Below are 14131 nucleotides of genomic sequence, written 5' to 3' on the forward strand. Positions count from 1 at the left end.
CCGGATCACCCTTTCCGGGCGGTGATCGACTGTTCCACCCATTGGCGCAGAGCGGGGGCGGGCGCCGCCCCCGCCTGCCGGGCGACTGTCTCGCCCTGGTCGAGGATCAGCAGTGTCGGTACGGCCTGGACCTCGAAACGCTGCGACAGTCGCGGGTTCTTGTCGACGTCGACCTTGACGAGTTTGATTCGGCCGGCGAGATCGGTGGCGACCTTCTCCAGTGCGGGGCTGACCATGCGGCAGGGGCCGCACCAGGTGGCCCACAGGTCGACCACGACGGGGACGTCGGCCCGCTCGGCGACCTCGGTGAAGTCGTCGTCGCCCGCGTCCACCATCCACGGGAGGGGCTGCTTGCAGTGGCCGCACTTGGGGCGGCCCTCCGCGGCCACGGGCACCCGGTTGGTGCGCCCGCAGTTCGGACATCTGACGGTCGTCGCCTGCATCGTGCTCATGCCGCCCGCGCTCCTTTCACGTCCTCGGGGTGGTCGTAGGTGACCACCAGTTCCCCGGCCTGGGCGTCGACACGGACCGTCGCGCCGTCCTGGACGTCACCGCGCAGCAGGGCGCGCCCGACCATCGTCTCGACCTCGTGGGAGATGTAGCGGCGCAGCGGCCGGGCCCCGTACACCGGGTCGTAGCCCTGGTGAGCGATCAACTCCCGGGCCGCTTCGGTGAGTTCTACGGTGATGCGGCGTTCGGCGAGCCGGCGGCGCAGCTCGTCGAACTGCAGCTCCACGATCCGCTCGATCTGCCGCTCGCCGAGCGGCTTGAACAGCACGATGTCGTCGACGCGGTTGAGGAACTCCGGGCGGAAGTGCCCGCGCAGCTCGCCCATCACCAGGGCGCGGGCGTCCGGCTTGATCTCGCCCTCGGCGGTGACGCCGTCGAGGAGGTGCACGGAGCCGATGTTGGACGTCATGATGATCACGGTGTTGCGGAAGTCGACGGTGCGGCCCTGGGCATCGGTGATGCGGCCGTCGTCGAGGATCTGAAGCAGGGTGTTGAAGACATCGGTGTGCGCCTTCTCGATCTCGTCGAACAGCACGACCGAGTACGGCTTGCGGCGTACGGCCTCGGTGAGCTGGCCGCCTTCCTCGTAGCCGACGTATCCGGGCGGTGCGCCCATGAGCCGGCTGACGGTGTGCCGCTCCTGGTACTCACTCATGTCGAGGCGGACCATGTTCTCCTCGGAGTCGAACAGGGCCGCCGCGAGGGTCTTGGCCAGCTCGGTCTTCCCGACGCCGGTGGGGCCGAGGAAGATGAACGAGCCGATGGGGCGGCGGGGGTCGCGGATGCCGGAGCGGGCGCGGATGATGGCGTCGGCGACGAGTTTGACGGCCTCGTCCTGGCCGATGACGCGCTCGCGCAGGATCTCGTCGAGGCGCAGCAGCTTCTCGCGTTCGCCCTCCTGGAGACGGGCGACGGGGATGCCGGTCCAGGCTGCGACGATCTCGGCGATCTCCTCCTCGGTGACGACCTCGCGCAGCAGCCGGTTCTGCCCTTGTTTGGTGGCCAGTTGCTCTTCCTCGGCCTTCAGCCGGCGCTCCAGGTCCTGGAGGCGGCCGTAGCGGAGCTCGGCGGCGCGGTTGAGGTCGTAGGCGCGTTCGGCCTCCTCCGCCTCGTGGCGGACCTGCTCCAGTTCCTGGCGCAGTTCCTGCACACGGCGAATCGCCTGCCGTTCGGCCTCCCACTGGGCGCGTTTGGCGTCGGCCTCGCCGCGCAGGTCGGCCAGTTCCCTGCGCAGTTCCTCCAGGCGGGTTTTGCTGGCGGCGTCGGTCTCCTTGGACAGGGCCGCCTCCTCGATCTCCAGGCGGGTGACGCGGCGGGTGATCTCGTCGAGTTCGGCGGGCATCGAGTCGATCTCGGTACGCAGCCGGGCGCACGCCTCGTCGACGAGGTCGATGGCCTTGTCGGGCAGGAACCGGTCGGTGATGTAGCGGTGGCTGAGGGTGGCCGCGGAGACCAGTGCGGTGTCCTGGATCTTCACGCCGTGGAAGACCTCCAGGCGTTCGCGCAGTCCGCGCAGGATGGAGATGGTGTCCTCCACGCTCGGCTCGTCGACCAGGACCTGCTGGAAGCGGCGTTCCAGTGCGGCGTCCTTCTCGATGTGCTTGCGGTACTCGTCGAGGGTGGTGGCGCCGATCATGTGGAGTTCGCCGCGGGCGAGCATCGGCTTGAGCATGTTGCCCGCGTCCATGGCCCCTTCGGCGGCGCCCGCGCCGACGACGGTGTGCAGTTCGTCGACGAAGAGCAGGATGCGCCCTTGGGCGGCCTTCACCTCGGACAGCACGGCCTTGAGGCGTTCCTCGAACTCGCCGCGGTACTTGGCGCCGGCGACCAGGGAGCCCATGTCGAGGGCGAACACGGTCTTGTCGCGCAGGCCCTCGGGGACGTCACCGCGGACGATGCGCTGGGCCAGGCCCTCGACGATGGCGGTCTTGCCGACGCCGGGATCGCCGATGAGGACGGGGTTGTTCTTGGTCTTGCGGCTGAGGATCTGGGTGACGCGGCGGATCTCCGCGTCCCGGCCGATGACCGGGTCCAGCCGCCCGGAGCGGGCCTCGAGGACCAGGTCGCGGCCGTACTTCTCCAGAGCCTCGTAGGCCACTTCGGGGTTGGCGGAGGTGACCCGCTGGTTGCCGCGGATCCGGGTCAGCGCGCTGAGGAACGACTCCCGGGTCACGCCGTGCTCCTTGAGCAGGCGTCCGGCGGCGGTCGCCGAGCCCTCCTCGGCCAGGGCGAGCAGGAGGTGCTCCACGGACACGTACTCGTCCTTGAGGCGTTTGGCCTCCCGCTCGGCCGCGTCCAGCAGGCGGGACAGGCGCTGGGTGACGAAGACCTGGCCGGGCGCCGCGCCGGGACCGGTGACCCTGGGACGCCGGGACAGTTCCTCCTGCACGGCGGCCCGCAGTTCCCGGGGTTCGCCGCCCGCCTGTTGGAGCAGTCGGGGGACGAGGCCGTCCTCCTGATCGAGGAGAGCGAGCAGCAGGTGTTCCCCGTCGACCTCGGTCTGCCCCATGCGGACGGCCGCGGTCTGGGCCTCCTGGAGGGCTTCCTGGGACTTCTGGGTGAGACGGTTCATGTCCATGGGGGTGTTTCACTCCTCGTACCGGCGCGGCGCAGGGCGGCTTCGAGCAGGCTGATGCGGTCCAGCAGGTCGAGCACCAGGCCGATGGATGCGTAGTTGAGGCACAGCCCGGTGCGCAGCCGCTGGACGCGGGCGAGGGCGGCCGGTGCCGTGGGTTCGAACACCAGCCCTCCGGAGGCGTCACGCCCGGCCTCGACCAGGCCCAGAGCGACGAACCGGCGGACGAGGTCGGGATGGACGCCGGAGAGGCGGGCCACGGTGTGCAGGGAGAGCCTGGGCACCGGCACGATCGCGTACTGGACGCGTGCCGGTGCGAGAGCGGTCAGCGAAGACGCCTGGCGCGCCTCGACCGGTCGGTCGCTCATCGTGTCCTCCTCGGGTCGAACGAGGAGACGGCGGCAAGCTCCTCGAACAGTTCGCGCTCCCGCTCGCTGAGCCTGGGCGGCACCATGATCCGGAGCTCGGCGTAGAGGTTGCCGTTCGTGCCGCGCGGGTTCGGCATGCCCTCGCCGCGCAGCCGCAGCCGTCGGCCGCTGGACGAGCCCGCGGGCACGCTCACCTTCGCCGTCGCCCCGCTCGGCGTGGGCACCGGAACCGTCGCACCCAGCGCGGCCTCCCAGGGTGTGACCGGGAGCTGCGCGTACACGTCCCGGCCGTCGAGGCGGAACTGGGGGTGCGGCTGGATCCGCACTCGCAGGTACAGGTCCCCCGCGGGGGCGTCACCGTTGCCCCGGCCGCCCTCGCCCGCCAGCCGGATACGCTGCCCGTCGGTGACACCCGGTGGCACATCGACCTCGTACCGCCGCGGCTGCCCGGTGGGACCGGCGAGCGTGACGGTGCGACGGCCTCCGCGGTAGGCCTCCTCGACGGTGAGCGGCAGTTCGGCCTCCTGGTCGGCTCCGGGGACACGCACCCGTCCGGCGCCCCCGAAGAGCGAGCCGAACAGGTCGTCGACGTCGACGCCCTCGGTGCCGAAGCCGCTGGTGGCGTACCGGACCCGGGGGCCGCCCCCGGTGGGCCGGCGGAAGCCGCCGGGGCCCGCGCCGGCACCGACCCGCTCCTCCCAGTCCTCGGGAACCTTCCGGAAGTCCTCGCCGAAGCGGTCGTAACGGGCCCGCTGGTCGGGGTCGGACAGGACACTGAAGGCCTCGTTGATCTCCTTGAACCGCTCCTCCGCCGCGGGGTCCTTGTTGACGTCCGGGTGGTACTTGCGGGCCAGCTTGCGATACGCCCGCTGGATCTCGTCCTTGTCGGCGTCTCGCGGGACCCCGAGAACCTCGTAGAAGTCGCGTGCCATGGCCGCTCACCCACGCTTGGCGACGGTCACGGCGGCCGGCCTCAGCTGCCGCTCGGCCTCGCCGTAGCCGGGGCGCAGCACCTGCGCCACGGTGTTCGGTTCGGCGTCGGGGTCCTGGACCACGCCGACGACCTCGTGCCGGGAGGGGTCGAACGGGACGCCGGGCTCGGCGTGACGCTCGTAACCAAGGCGTTCAAGGGTGGACACGGCCTGGTCGCGCACGGCACGAACTCCTTCGACGATCGCCCCGGGGTCGGAGTCCGCGTGGTTCAGGGCGAGTTCGAGGTTGTCGATGACGGGAAGGAAGGCCGCGGCCGTGCGGGCGCGTTCGACCGCGCGCTCCCGGTCCAGTTCCCTGGCGTGTCGTTTGCGCAGGTTGTCGAGGTCGGCGAGGGCACGCCGCCAGCGGTCCTCGACCTCTTTGAGCGCGGCCGCGTACTCGTCCTCGGCCTCGGCCGGACCGGTGGCGGCGTCGGGCCCCGGTTCGGCCTGCGTGGTCGGCGGAGCGGGCTCGGGCAGGTCACCCCGCGGCGGTTGTGCGGCGCCTTCGGGCGGCAGGTCGGAGGATCGGTCCTGGGGAGGGAGCGGCATGGCGGGCACCTCAGCCCTTGTCGAACTCGGCGTCGATCACGTCTTCGTCGGTGCCGGCCCCGCCCTGCCCGGAGCCGTCCGGCCCGGTGGTGTCCGAGGGACCACCCGTCGTCGCCGCTCCGGCCTGGTGGGCGGCCAGCCCGGCATGGACCTGCTGGAGTTCGGAGATCAGCGGCCTGGTCTTGTCGACCCCGGCCTCGTTCTTGACGGCGTCGCGGGCCTCTGCCACCAGCATCTCGGCCCGGGCCTTTTCGTGCGCGGGCGCGGCGTCGCCCAGTTCGTTCAGGCGCTTTTCGACCTGGTAGGCGATCGCGTCGAGTTCGTTGCGAGCGTCGACGGCCTCGCGCAGTGCCTGGTCCTGGCTCCGGTTGCGGTCGGCCTCCTGGACCATGCGTTCGACCTCGCTGCGGTCGAGGTTGGAGCTCTCGCTGATGGTGATGCCCTGTTCCTTGCCGGTGTCCTTGTCGCGGGCGCTGACGTTGAGGATGCCGTTGGCGTCGATGTCGAAGGTGACCTCGATCTGGGGTTCGCCCCGCGGCGCCGGGCGGATGTCGGTGAGCTGGAAGCGGCCGAGCACCCGGTTGTCGGCGGCCCGCTCGCGTTCGCCCTGGAGAACGACGATGTCGACGGCGGGCTGGTTGTCCTCGGCGGTGGAGAAGGTCTCGCTGCGGCGCACGGGGATGGTGGTGTTCCGCTCGATGATCTTCGTCATCACTCCGCCGCGTGTCTCCACGCCCAGGGACAGGGGGGTGACGTCGAGCAGCAGGACGTCCTTGACCTCGCCCTTGAGCACCCCGGCCTGGATCGCGGCGCCCAGGGCCACGACCTCATCGGGGTTGACGCTCATGTTGGGTTCCTTGCCGCCGGTCAGCCGGCGCACCAGCGCCTGGACGGCGGGGATCCGGGTGGAACCGCCGACGAGGATGACCTCGTCGATGTCGTTCTCGCCGACCTTGGCGTCGTCCATGGCCTGCCGGACCGGACCGAGGCAACGTTCCACCAGGTCGGCGGTGATCTGCTCGAACGTGGACCGCATGATCGAGTCGGTGAGATGCTTGGGCCCGGAGGCGTCGGCCGTGATGAACGGCAGGCTGACCTGGGTCTGGGTGACGGAGCTGAGCTCGGTCTTGGCCTTCTCCGCCGCCTCGAAGAGGCGTTGCAGTGCCTGCGGGTCCTTGCGCAGGTCGATGCCGTTCTCCTTCTGGAAGTCGTCCGCGAGGTAGTCGACCAGACGCCGGTCGAAGTCGTCGCCGCCCAGATGGCTGTCACCCGCCGTGGAACGCACCTCCACCACGCCGTCGCCGACGTCGAGGATGCTCACGTCGAAGGTGCCGCCGCCGAGGTCGAAGACCAGGACGGTCTCGTGCTGCTTCTTGTCCATGCCGTACGCGAGGGCGGCCGCCGTCGGCTCGTTGATGATCCGCAGTACTTCCAGTCCCGCGATCCGTCCGGCGTCACGGGTGGCGGTGCGCTGGGCGTCGTTGAAGTAGGCGGGCACCGTGATGACCGCCTCCGTGACCCGTTCCCCCAGTTGCTTGGAGGCGTCGTCGGCGAGTTTGCGCAGCACCTGGGCGCTGATCTCCTCAGGCGCGTACAGCTTGTCGCGCACCTTGAAACGGGCCTCGCCGTTGTCTCCCGGGACGACGTCGTAGGCGACGGCCTTGGCCTCGTCGGGGATCTCGTCGAAGTGCCGGCCGATGAACCGCTTGGCCGAGTAGATGGTGCCCTTGGGGTTGAGGATCGCCTGGCGCCGGGCCAGTTGGCCCACCAGACGTTCGCCGGTGTCGGTGAAGGCCACCACGGACGGTGTCGTGCGGTTGCCCTCGCTGTTGGGCACGACGGAAGGTTCGCCGCCCTCCCACACGGCGATCACCGAGTTGGTGGTGCCCAGGTCGATGCCCACTGCCTTGGCCATGAGGAACTCCTTCCGCGGCGGTCGACGTCCGTCGGCGACCGTTCATCCTCCGGGCCCTGTCCGCCCGGCTTCGAGACTCGTTCAGCTGGGGCGGGGTCGGGGGCGCTCTCCGTGTTCGCGCCGGCCCTGCTGTCCAGCCCGGCGCCCAGCCGGACGGCCTCATCGGCACCGTCCTCGTCCGCCACGACGTCGTACCGGCTGGGCTCCATCGAGCGGACCGAGGCGAAGTCCCGGCGGCCGCCCTGGGCCGCGTGCAACAGCACGCCGAGCAGCGCACCGACGACCGCTCCGAAGATCAGCCCGTACAGGGCGAGGAGCAGACCGGAGACAACCGGATCCAGCCAGTTCAGCGGCCCGAGGATCCAGCCGACGAGTACGCCGGGCAGCGCTCCGGTGGCTGCGCCGTGGAGGGCGGCCTCGCCATACCCCATTCGGCCGATCACCTGTTCGACCAGGCGAACGTCCCGACCGATGATCGCCACCTTCTGAACGGGAGAGCCCTGGTCGACGAGGTGATCGACGGCACGTTCGGCGTCCTGGTACGTCGAGTACGAGGCAACGGCCCTGCGGGCCTGCTCGGTCATGGCCCCTCCTTCCGCCTGAGGACCGCCGAGCGGTCCCGGCAATCCCCAGGGTGGCTGTTTGTCCGGTCACCCCGCCTGCGCCCGGCGGGTCGAAAAGTGGCACCGGCGCTCGGTCTGCGAGGGCAGGAGGCGGGACGACGATTCGGACTCGGCTCGCGGCGGGGTACCTCAAGGACTCCTTCCTGCTCTCCGGGCTGTACGGCGCACCGCGGCGATCCCGTCCCTGGGCGTGGCGACATTCGACCCGGCTGCGCGACGCCACGGACCGGCGGCCGTACGCTAGGCGACCACCACGGCTGACCGGCCCGTGGGGTGGAGAGCGTGCCCACGTCCACCGTCCGCCCTGCTCTCTCCGAGGCGACCAGGCCTTTGGTTCAGCCGGGCATGGGGTGGTGCGCCCGGGCGAACTGCTCCACGACGGCGGCGCAGAAGGCAGGCAGGTCGGCCGGGCCGCGGCTGGTGACCAGCTGCCCGTCGACGACCACCTCCTGGTCGGCAACGACCTCCGCGCCGGCGTTGCGCAGATCGGTGCGGATGCTTGGCCAGGACGTCAGGCGGCGACCGCGCACGGCGTCGGCCTCCGCCAGGGTCCACGGGCCGTGGCAGATCGATGCGACCGGTTTCCCGCTGGCCATGAAGTCCCTGACGAACTGCACCGCGTCGCGGTCCATGCGCAGCTGGTCGGGGTTCATGGTGCCGCCGGGCAGGAGCAGGGCGTGGTAGTCGTCGACGGAGGCGTCGGCGACCAAGCGGTCCACGGGGAAGGTTCCTGCCGCGTTGAGGTCGAACTGGCGGGCCTGGATCTCGCCGGGATGGAGCGAGACGATCTCGGTCTTCGCCCCTGCGCCCTGCAGAGCGCCGCGCGGCTGGTCGAGTTCCACGCGCTCGACGCCGTCGGTGGCCAGAATCCCCACCCGCATCCCCCGCAGGTCCTGTGTCATGGTACGGCTCCCCTCACGAGTCGCTGGTTGTACGACGCGAGCGGCAGGGACACCCGCGATGGCCCGTCACGGCCGAGGATGCCCCGAGCGTGTATGTGCGCGCGATCAGCCGGAGCTGCCGTCGAGGACTTCGGCATGTCGGTTCAGATCGGTGGCTTGCACCGGGGCGGGACCGCTACAGCAGCCGGTCGAACACCGCGGCCGCGCCCTCCCAGTGGCTGGTCTGCGGGTTCTTGACATCCGGGTACATGATTTTGAACGTCTCGGCGAGGGCGACACTGAGACCGCCGATGATCTCGGGGTAGCGCTCTTCGGTCTCCTGGGTGGGTGTCCTGTCGAGGGGAGGGTGCGAGGCGAGCTGTTCCACGATCGGCTTCAGCTCGACCTCCTCGTCGAGCCGCCGGAACCGGTGGATGCTCTCCTGGAGGCCCTTGGTGATCGGCAGGTCCCACGGTTCGACGGTATCCCGGCCGTTGGCCTTGGCCGACGCCTGGCCGACGACCAGGAGGTCGTAGAGCTTGGCGTCGACGAAGTCGCCGTACCGCTTCAGGTCGTTCTTGTCCACGTCGAGGCCTGCGGCGGCGCGGAAGAACCTCTCGAACTTCGACACACCCATCACGGTCATGCCTCTCGCCTCCTCACCGGGAACCGGACGGCGTCGTTCGCTCCCACCAGCGCCGCCATCGGCTGGTACCGGTCGAGATTCGCAGAGCCCGCTGCTCAGCGCCTCCGCATCCCAGGCCGAAAAGGACCACCCCCTCCTACCCTGGCAGAGCAGCATGAAATGCGCGGGCATCTCCCGGCCAGCCGTACGGCCGTCCCTCCGCGGGTAGCTGCGCGGCGTTGCAGCGCCTCGAACGAGAGCCGCCAAGGCGGACGACATGGCCAACGAGGTCATGCTCACGCGTCCGACGCGGATGCGCGCCTTCCAGAGCCACCGCCCACTCGAGGAGCTCGGTGACCGCGGCGAGCTGGAGCGGTCCCGCCTGTGCGATCGACCCGGAAATGCGCAGGCCCTGAAAAATGGTGCGCACTCCGAGGGTTGGGTGCGGGCCACACGGAAACTCCGGAGATGTCTGCTACACACGCTTCGCCCTCTCACTCCAGTGGCTCGCCTTCCGTTCACCTCACCGCAGTGGGGAGCACTCATGAAGACAGACATCCACTCCACCTCCAGCCTCCAGCACGATCCGCTCGTGCGTGGCCTGGGCTGGGCCAGCGCGCTCCTGGGCGTGCCCCAGGTCGTCGCCCCGGCGGGCTTCGCCCGGGCCCTGGGCGTCGGCGACGCCTTCCGGCACCGCTCGGCGACGACCGCCGTGGGTGTGCGCGAGCTGGCGGCGGCGACCGGGCTGCTGGGGCGACCGCATCCGGCCTGGCTCTGGGGCCGCGTCGGTGGCGACCTCATGGACCTGACGATGCTGACCCGGGCCCTGAAGCACCACGACGGTCGTGGCCTGGGCCGCACCGTCGCCGCGACCGCCGCGGTCACCGCCATCACGGCCACGGACGTCTACGCGGCCGTGACCCGCACCCGTAGGAGCGCCCCCATGGAACTGACCGCGGCCACCACCGTCAGCCGGCCCCCGGACCAGGTCTACGCCCTGTGGAGGGACCTGGAGCGCCTGCCGGACTTCATGGCGCACCTGGAGGAGGTGCGCGTCACCGGCCCGCGCACCAGTCACTGGCGGGCCGGCGCGCCGTTCGGCAAGACGGTCGAATGGGACGCCGAGACCACGCAGGAAGTCGCCGGCCGGCTGATCACCTGGCGGTCGGTGGAGGGCGCCGACATCGACAACTCCGGTGAGGTCCGCTTCGAGCCCGCCCCCGGCGGCCGGGGCACGGAGATCCGGGTGACCCTGCGCTACGACCTGCCCGGCGGGGCGCTGGGCCAGGCCGCGGCGCGCTATTTCGGCGAGGAACCGCACCAGCAGCTGGACGACGACCTGCGCCGCTTCAAGCAGATCGCGGAGACCGGCGAGGTCGTCCGTTCCGAGGGCGCGCCCGGCGGCAAGCGGGCCCGCGGCGAGTTCCCGCAGCACCCGGCGCGACCGCTGACCGAGGGTGAACTGAAGGAGGCCCTGGCATGAAGGCGAACTGCTGGACGGGACGCAACTCGGTCGAGGTGCAGGACGTCCCCGAACCGTCGATCCTCAACAGCCGCGATGCCATCGTGAAGATCACCTCGACGGCGATCTGCGGCTCCGACCTCCATCTGCTCGACGGCTACGTCCCCACCATGGAAAAGGGCGACATCATGGGCCACGAGTTCATGGGAGAGGTCGTCGAGGTCGGCTCCGGCATCAGCGACGGCAAACTGCGCGTCGGGGACCGGGTCGTCGTGCCCTTCCCCATCGCCTGCGGCGCCTGCGCATCCTGCCGCGCGGAGCTGTACTCGTGCTGCGAGAACACCAACCCCAACGCGGGCATCTCGGAGAAGTTCTTCGGTCACCCCACCGCCGGCATCTACGGCTACTCCCACTTGACCGGTGGCTTCGCCGGCGGCCAGGCCGAGTACGCCCGCGTGGTGTTCGCCGACGTCAACGCCCTCAAGATCGAGTCGGACCTCACGGACGAGCAGGTGCTGTTCCTGTCGGACATCCTGCCAACCGGGTACATGGGCGCCGAGATGTGCGACATCCAGGAAGGTGACGTCGTCGCCGTGTGGGGAGCAGGTCCGGTCGGCCAGTTCGCCATGGACAGCGCCCGGGTCCTGGGCGCGGAGAACGTGATCGCGATCGACAAGGAGACGTACCGGCTCGAGATGGCCGCCGCCCAGGGCTACACCACCATCGACTTCGAGGACACCGACGTACGGTCGGCGCTGCTCGAACTCACCGGCGGCCGGGGCCCCGACAAGTGCATCGACGCGGTCGGCATGGAGGCCACACACGGTGCCTCCCACGTCCACCTCTACGACCGCGCCAAGCAGGCGGTCCGCTCCGAGACCGACCGGCCACACGCCCTGCGCCAGGCCATCATGTCCTGCCGCAGCGGGGGCGTGGTGTCGGTCATCGGCGTCTACGGCGGGATGATCGACAAGTTCCCGGCGGGTGCCTGGATGAACAGGTCCCTGACGCTGCGCACCGGGCAGTGCCACGTGCAGAAGTACATGAAGCCGCTGCTGGGCCTGATCGAGCAGGGCAAGATCGACCCCACCCGGGTGATCACCCACCGGCTGCCCCTGACCGAGGCACCGACCGGCTACGACCTGTTCAAGAACAAGAAGGACCGCTGCGAGAAGGTCGTCCTCAAACCGTGAGGGCCGCGACGGATTGCGGCACCTTGCGACGCCCAGCGGCCGGATTCTTCGTGGCACGAGCTCGCTGGGACGGTGGAGAGGATGTCGGCTGAAGACACCGACCGCGCCGCCGTACGACTCGGCGCCGGGTGACCCCGGGACGACGCCGCGCACGGCGTTCCGGTGGCGGCAGTTCCTCGTCAGCCGAGCTTGCGTCGCAGTTGCAGGCTGCACAGCAGAAGGAGCGAGGGCGCGACCAGAACGACCGCGACGCAGGACACCAGGATCAGCACCCACAAGGTGGCCGTCGGAACCGCCGCCTGTTGAATCGTCAGGTGGGTGCCCAGGAGGTACGGGTACTGAGCCGCTCCCCATCCCCCGACGACGGTGGTGACCGCGATGGCCGCCAGGGTGCGCACGGCAGGAAGGCTGCCCCTGCGCAACAGGAGCAGCGCGGCCAGGCCGCACAGGCCCGAGACGACCAGGAGCGGTGCACCCACCGTGCTCAACTGGTGGAACAGGCGCGGGGAGTCCCTCCGTTCTCGGCGGCGTCCTCGCGGTGACCGTCTGCGCCTATCTCGCCGCCATCAGCGCTGCTGACGCCACTCCCCCAGGAGTCGCGGCCTCAGCCGGGCCTGCCCAGCACGATCTTCCACACTCGGGTCGCCACCTGGAGGTTCAGCCGGTCCTCGACGTTCGCGAGGTCGTTGCCGCTGATGTCGCGGATGCGCTGGAGCCGGTAGCGCAGCGTGCTGCGGTGGATCGCGAGGGATTCGGCGGTCTCGTCGTAGTTGCCGCCGCAGTCGAAGTACCGGGACAGGGTCTCCACCAAGGTCGCGTGGTGCCGGGAGTCGTAGTCGATGAGCTGCCCGAGCCACTCCTGTACGAACGTCTCCAGTTCCCGGTAATCGTTGCCGGGTCCCAGGATGCGGTAGAGGCCGAGCTCGTCGAAGAACGTCGTGCCGTAGCGCTCGCGGGAGTGGCGGCGCACGTCCAGAGCGCGCTGCGCCTCCTGGTAGCGGTGGGGGATGTCCTTCAGGGAGTCGGAAGGGGCGCTCACCCCGATCGTCCCGGACCGTGTTCCGGTCTCCCGGGCGAGCGCCTCGTACAGCGCGCGGGCGTGCGGCCTGTCGTCGGCGACCAGGACGACGTGGTCGGAGCGTCGGGTCAGCAGCGAGCGCATGCCCACGGCAGAGGCCGCCCGCTCGACGGTCTGTGCGAAGGAATCGTCGGCGGTCCGGTCCGACCACTGCACCACGACGACGTAGTGGCTGCGGTGCAGGTCGTGTCCGGCTGCCTCGGACCGGGCGTAGGCACTCGCCTCGTCCGTCCCTGCCAGGAGGTCGTCCACCAGCTCGCGGTGCAGCCTCAGCTCCACTTCGGCCAGATGGCGCAGGTGCGTCAGCTCCGGGGCGAGTGACGCGGCAGCGTGCTCCAGCGCGCGCACGGTGTGCTCGTCGGCCTCGTCCCGGGCATCGACCAGCGCCAGCACGCCCAGGATCTCGCCGTGCGGGCGGATCAGGGTGATCAGCCGGTCCCTTATCCGCACCGGCCCGGCCTGACGGGCGACGGCGTGCAGCATTTCGTCCTGGCGCACGGGGTCCGGTTCGGGATAGGGGACGGGGCGGCCGGGGCCGGCCCAGGACATCAGCCGGCCGAAGCGGTCCTCGACCAGCGCTGGAAGTCCAGTGAACCCGTGCAGTGCGCGGGTGACGGCTTCCTCGCCGCCGCCCGAGGCAGCGACACCGGCCATGAGCGCGTGAACGGCTCGCTCGTAGCCCAGCTCAGCCACCACGGAGATCAGCTGTCGCTGGAGGGCTGTGCGTTCGTCCCTCAGTCGGTGCAGCTCCAGTGCGTCCTCGCGTCGGCGGCGATGTGCGAAAGCGACTGACAGTGCAGCAGCGGTGTGCCGGACGAGCGTGGCGAGCAGAGATCGCTCGGCCTTGGTGGGCCGGGAGCGGGACGTCACCACGAGGTACCCGTGGAGGCCCTCAAGTCCGCGTAGCCCCAGGGCCCGGCCCCAGGGGCTGCCGGGTACGGTCACGTTGCCGTCCTGCCCGGCCAGCTCCCGCACCCTCCGGCTCACGGCCAAGGCAGGCATCTGCCCGTCCCTTGGACTGGGGACCAGGTCGCCACCCACCTTGAGGTATCCGGCCTCGGCACTGTATGGCCCCGCTGCGGCTATGTGGTCCATGGCCAGGCGCAGGATCTCGACTTCGTCCGGAGTGCCGAACAGGGCGCGGGAGAGCGCGAACAGTTCATGGAGGGCATGGTCGGCTGGGGTGCGAGCGAGCGGGCGGGGCCCTCCGCGCGCGGCCGTGGGATGCCTCCCGGCGCTACCCCGCAGAAGGCTGCCTTTCCGGTGGGAGTAGTGGTGGTAAAGGCTGTGCGCCCGACTGCCGGCCATGGGATCACTCCGTCCCTCGCAGCCTTCGGAGAACGAGCGGCATGTCGCGTACCCGCTCACGGGCCGGCTT

Annotated in this window: 13 protein-coding genes; 2 read left to right on the top strand and 11 right to left on the bottom strand. The window is 70.4% G+C overall.

The features are described 5' to 3' along the window. Positions 1 to 5: 5 nt before the first annotated feature. The 9 genes from trxA to ACFY0F_RS06150 form a co-directional block, all read right to left on the bottom strand. A complete protein-coding gene (gene trxA / locus ACFY0F_RS06110) occupies positions 6 to 452 on the bottom strand; it encodes a thioredoxin (RefSeq protein ID WP_388789651.1) in 447 nt (148 codons plus the stop codon). Next, positions 449 to 3088, bottom strand: coding sequence for an ATP-dependent chaperone ClpB (gene clpB, locus ACFY0F_RS06115; RefSeq protein WP_388789654.1), 2640 nt, complete (start codon positions 3086 to 3088; stop codon positions 449 to 451). Before clpB ends, trxA begins: the two co-directional genes overlap by 4 nt. Next, positions 3079 to 3453 carry a chaperone modulator CbpM gene (locus tag ACFY0F_RS06120; protein ID WP_388789657.1) on the bottom strand — a complete coding sequence of 125 codons (375 nt, stop codon included), beginning with the start codon at positions 3451 to 3453 and terminating at the stop codon, positions 3079 to 3081. Before ACFY0F_RS06120 ends, clpB begins: the two co-directional genes overlap by 10 nt. After that, on the bottom strand, positions 3450 to 4385 hold the full coding sequence (locus ACFY0F_RS06125) for a DnaJ C-terminal domain-containing protein (RefSeq protein ID WP_388789660.1): 936 nt from the start codon (positions 4383 to 4385) through the stop codon (positions 3450 to 3452). The genes ACFY0F_RS06120 and ACFY0F_RS06125 overlap by 4 nt, the downstream gene beginning before the upstream one ends. A gap of 6 nt (positions 4386 to 4391) precedes the next feature. Further along, positions 4392 to 4976, bottom strand: coding sequence for a nucleotide exchange factor GrpE (locus ACFY0F_RS06130; RefSeq protein ID WP_388789663.1), 585 nt, complete (start codon positions 4974 to 4976; stop codon positions 4392 to 4394). Positions 4977 to 4986: 10 nt separating this feature from the next. Beyond that, a complete protein-coding gene (gene dnaK, locus ACFY0F_RS06135) occupies positions 4987 to 6891 on the bottom strand; it encodes a molecular chaperone DnaK (RefSeq protein ID WP_388789666.1) in 1905 nt (634 codons plus the stop codon). Further along, positions 6846 to 7475: a general stress protein gene (locus tag ACFY0F_RS06140; RefSeq protein WP_388789669.1), complete on the bottom strand. Its 630-nt coding sequence runs from the start codon at positions 7473 to 7475 to the stop codon at positions 6846 to 6848. Before ACFY0F_RS06140 ends, dnaK begins: the two co-directional genes overlap by 46 nt. A gap of 374 nt (positions 7476 to 7849) precedes the next feature. Further along, entirely contained in the window at positions 7850 to 8416 is a 567-nt protein-coding gene (locus ACFY0F_RS06145) for a type 1 glutamine amidotransferase domain-containing protein (RefSeq protein ID WP_388789672.1), read from the bottom strand. A 175-nt stretch (positions 8417 to 8591) separates the two neighbouring features. Then, positions 8592 to 9041 carry a DUF1931 family protein gene (locus tag ACFY0F_RS06150; protein WP_388789675.1) on the bottom strand — a complete coding sequence of 150 codons (450 nt, stop codon included), beginning with the start codon at positions 9039 to 9041 and terminating at the stop codon, positions 8592 to 8594. Positions 9042 to 9564: 523 nt separating this feature from the next. On the opposite strand from ACFY0F_RS06150, the gene ACFY0F_RS06155 reads away from it, so the two are divergent. Both ACFY0F_RS06155 and ACFY0F_RS06160 read left to right on the top strand, forming a co-directional pair. After that, the gene (locus ACFY0F_RS06155; protein ID WP_388789678.1) at positions 9565 to 10503 is read left to right on the top strand and encodes an SRPBCC family protein; all 939 of its coding nucleotides are present in this window, start codon (positions 9565 to 9567) and stop codon (positions 10501 to 10503) included. Further along, positions 10500 to 11675, top strand: coding sequence for a zinc-dependent alcohol dehydrogenase (locus ACFY0F_RS06160; RefSeq protein ID WP_388789680.1), 1176 nt, complete (start codon positions 10500 to 10502; stop codon positions 11673 to 11675). The genes ACFY0F_RS06155 and ACFY0F_RS06160 overlap by 4 nt, the downstream gene beginning before the upstream one ends. Positions 11676 to 11854: 179 nt before the next feature. On the opposite strand, the gene ACFY0F_RS06165 is transcribed toward ACFY0F_RS06160, so the two are convergent. Continuing rightward, positions 11855 to 12154, bottom strand: coding sequence for a cytochrome d ubiquinol oxidase subunit II (locus tag ACFY0F_RS06165; RefSeq protein WP_388789682.1), 300 nt, complete (start codon positions 12152 to 12154; stop codon positions 11855 to 11857). Between the two features lie 125 nt (positions 12155 to 12279). Further along, positions 12280 to 14061 (bottom strand): helix-turn-helix domain-containing protein, encoded by a 1782-nt coding sequence (locus ACFY0F_RS06170; RefSeq protein ID WP_388789685.1) that lies wholly within the window; start codon positions 14059 to 14061, stop codon positions 12280 to 12282. Between the last annotated feature and the right edge of the window lie 70 nt (positions 14062 to 14131).

Source organism: Streptomyces sp. NPDC001544 (genome assembly GCF_042894285.1).
In the GTDB taxonomy this organism is placed as follows: domain Bacteria; phylum Actinomycetota; class Actinomycetes; order Streptomycetales; family Streptomycetaceae; genus Streptomyces.

Coding starts and splice junctions, on each gene's coding strand:
- trxA (WP_388789651.1), bottom strand. CDS start 452: ATGAGCACGATGCAGGCGACGACCGTCAGATGTCCGAACTGCGGGCGC.
- clpB (WP_388789654.1), bottom strand. CDS start 3,088: ATGGACATGAACCGTCTCACCCAGAAGTCCCAGGAAGCCCTCCAGGAG.
- ACFY0F_RS06120 (WP_388789657.1), bottom strand. CDS start 3,453: ATGAGCGACCGACCGGTCGAGGCGCGCCAGGCGTCTTCGCTGACCGCT.
- ACFY0F_RS06125 (WP_388789660.1), bottom strand. CDS start 4,385: ATGGCACGCGACTTCTACGAGGTTCTCGGGGTCCCGCGAGACGCCGAC.
- ACFY0F_RS06130 (WP_388789663.1), bottom strand. CDS start 4,976: ATGCCGCTCCCTCCCCAGGACCGATCCTCCGACCTGCCGCCCGAAGGC.
- dnaK (WP_388789666.1), bottom strand. CDS start 6,891: ATGGCCAAGGCAGTGGGCATCGACCTGGGCACCACCAACTCGGTGATC.
- ACFY0F_RS06140 (WP_388789669.1), bottom strand. CDS start 7,475: ATGACCGAGCAGGCCCGCAGGGCCGTTGCCTCGTACTCGACGTACCAG.
- ACFY0F_RS06145 (WP_388789672.1), bottom strand. CDS start 8,416: ATGACACAGGACCTGCGGGGGATGCGGGTGGGGATTCTGGCCACCGAC.
- ACFY0F_RS06150 (WP_388789675.1), bottom strand. CDS start 9,041: ATGACCGTGATGGGTGTGTCGAAGTTCGAGAGGTTCTTCCGCGCCGCC.
- ACFY0F_RS06155 (WP_388789678.1), top strand. CDS start 9,565: ATGAAGACAGACATCCACTCCACCTCCAGCCTCCAGCACGATCCGCTC.
- ACFY0F_RS06160 (WP_388789680.1), top strand. CDS start 10,500: ATGAAGGCGAACTGCTGGACGGGACGCAACTCGGTCGAGGTGCAGGAC.
- ACFY0F_RS06170 (WP_388789685.1), bottom strand. CDS start 14,061: ATGGCCGGCAGTCGGGCGCACAGCCTTTACCACCACTACTCCCACCGG.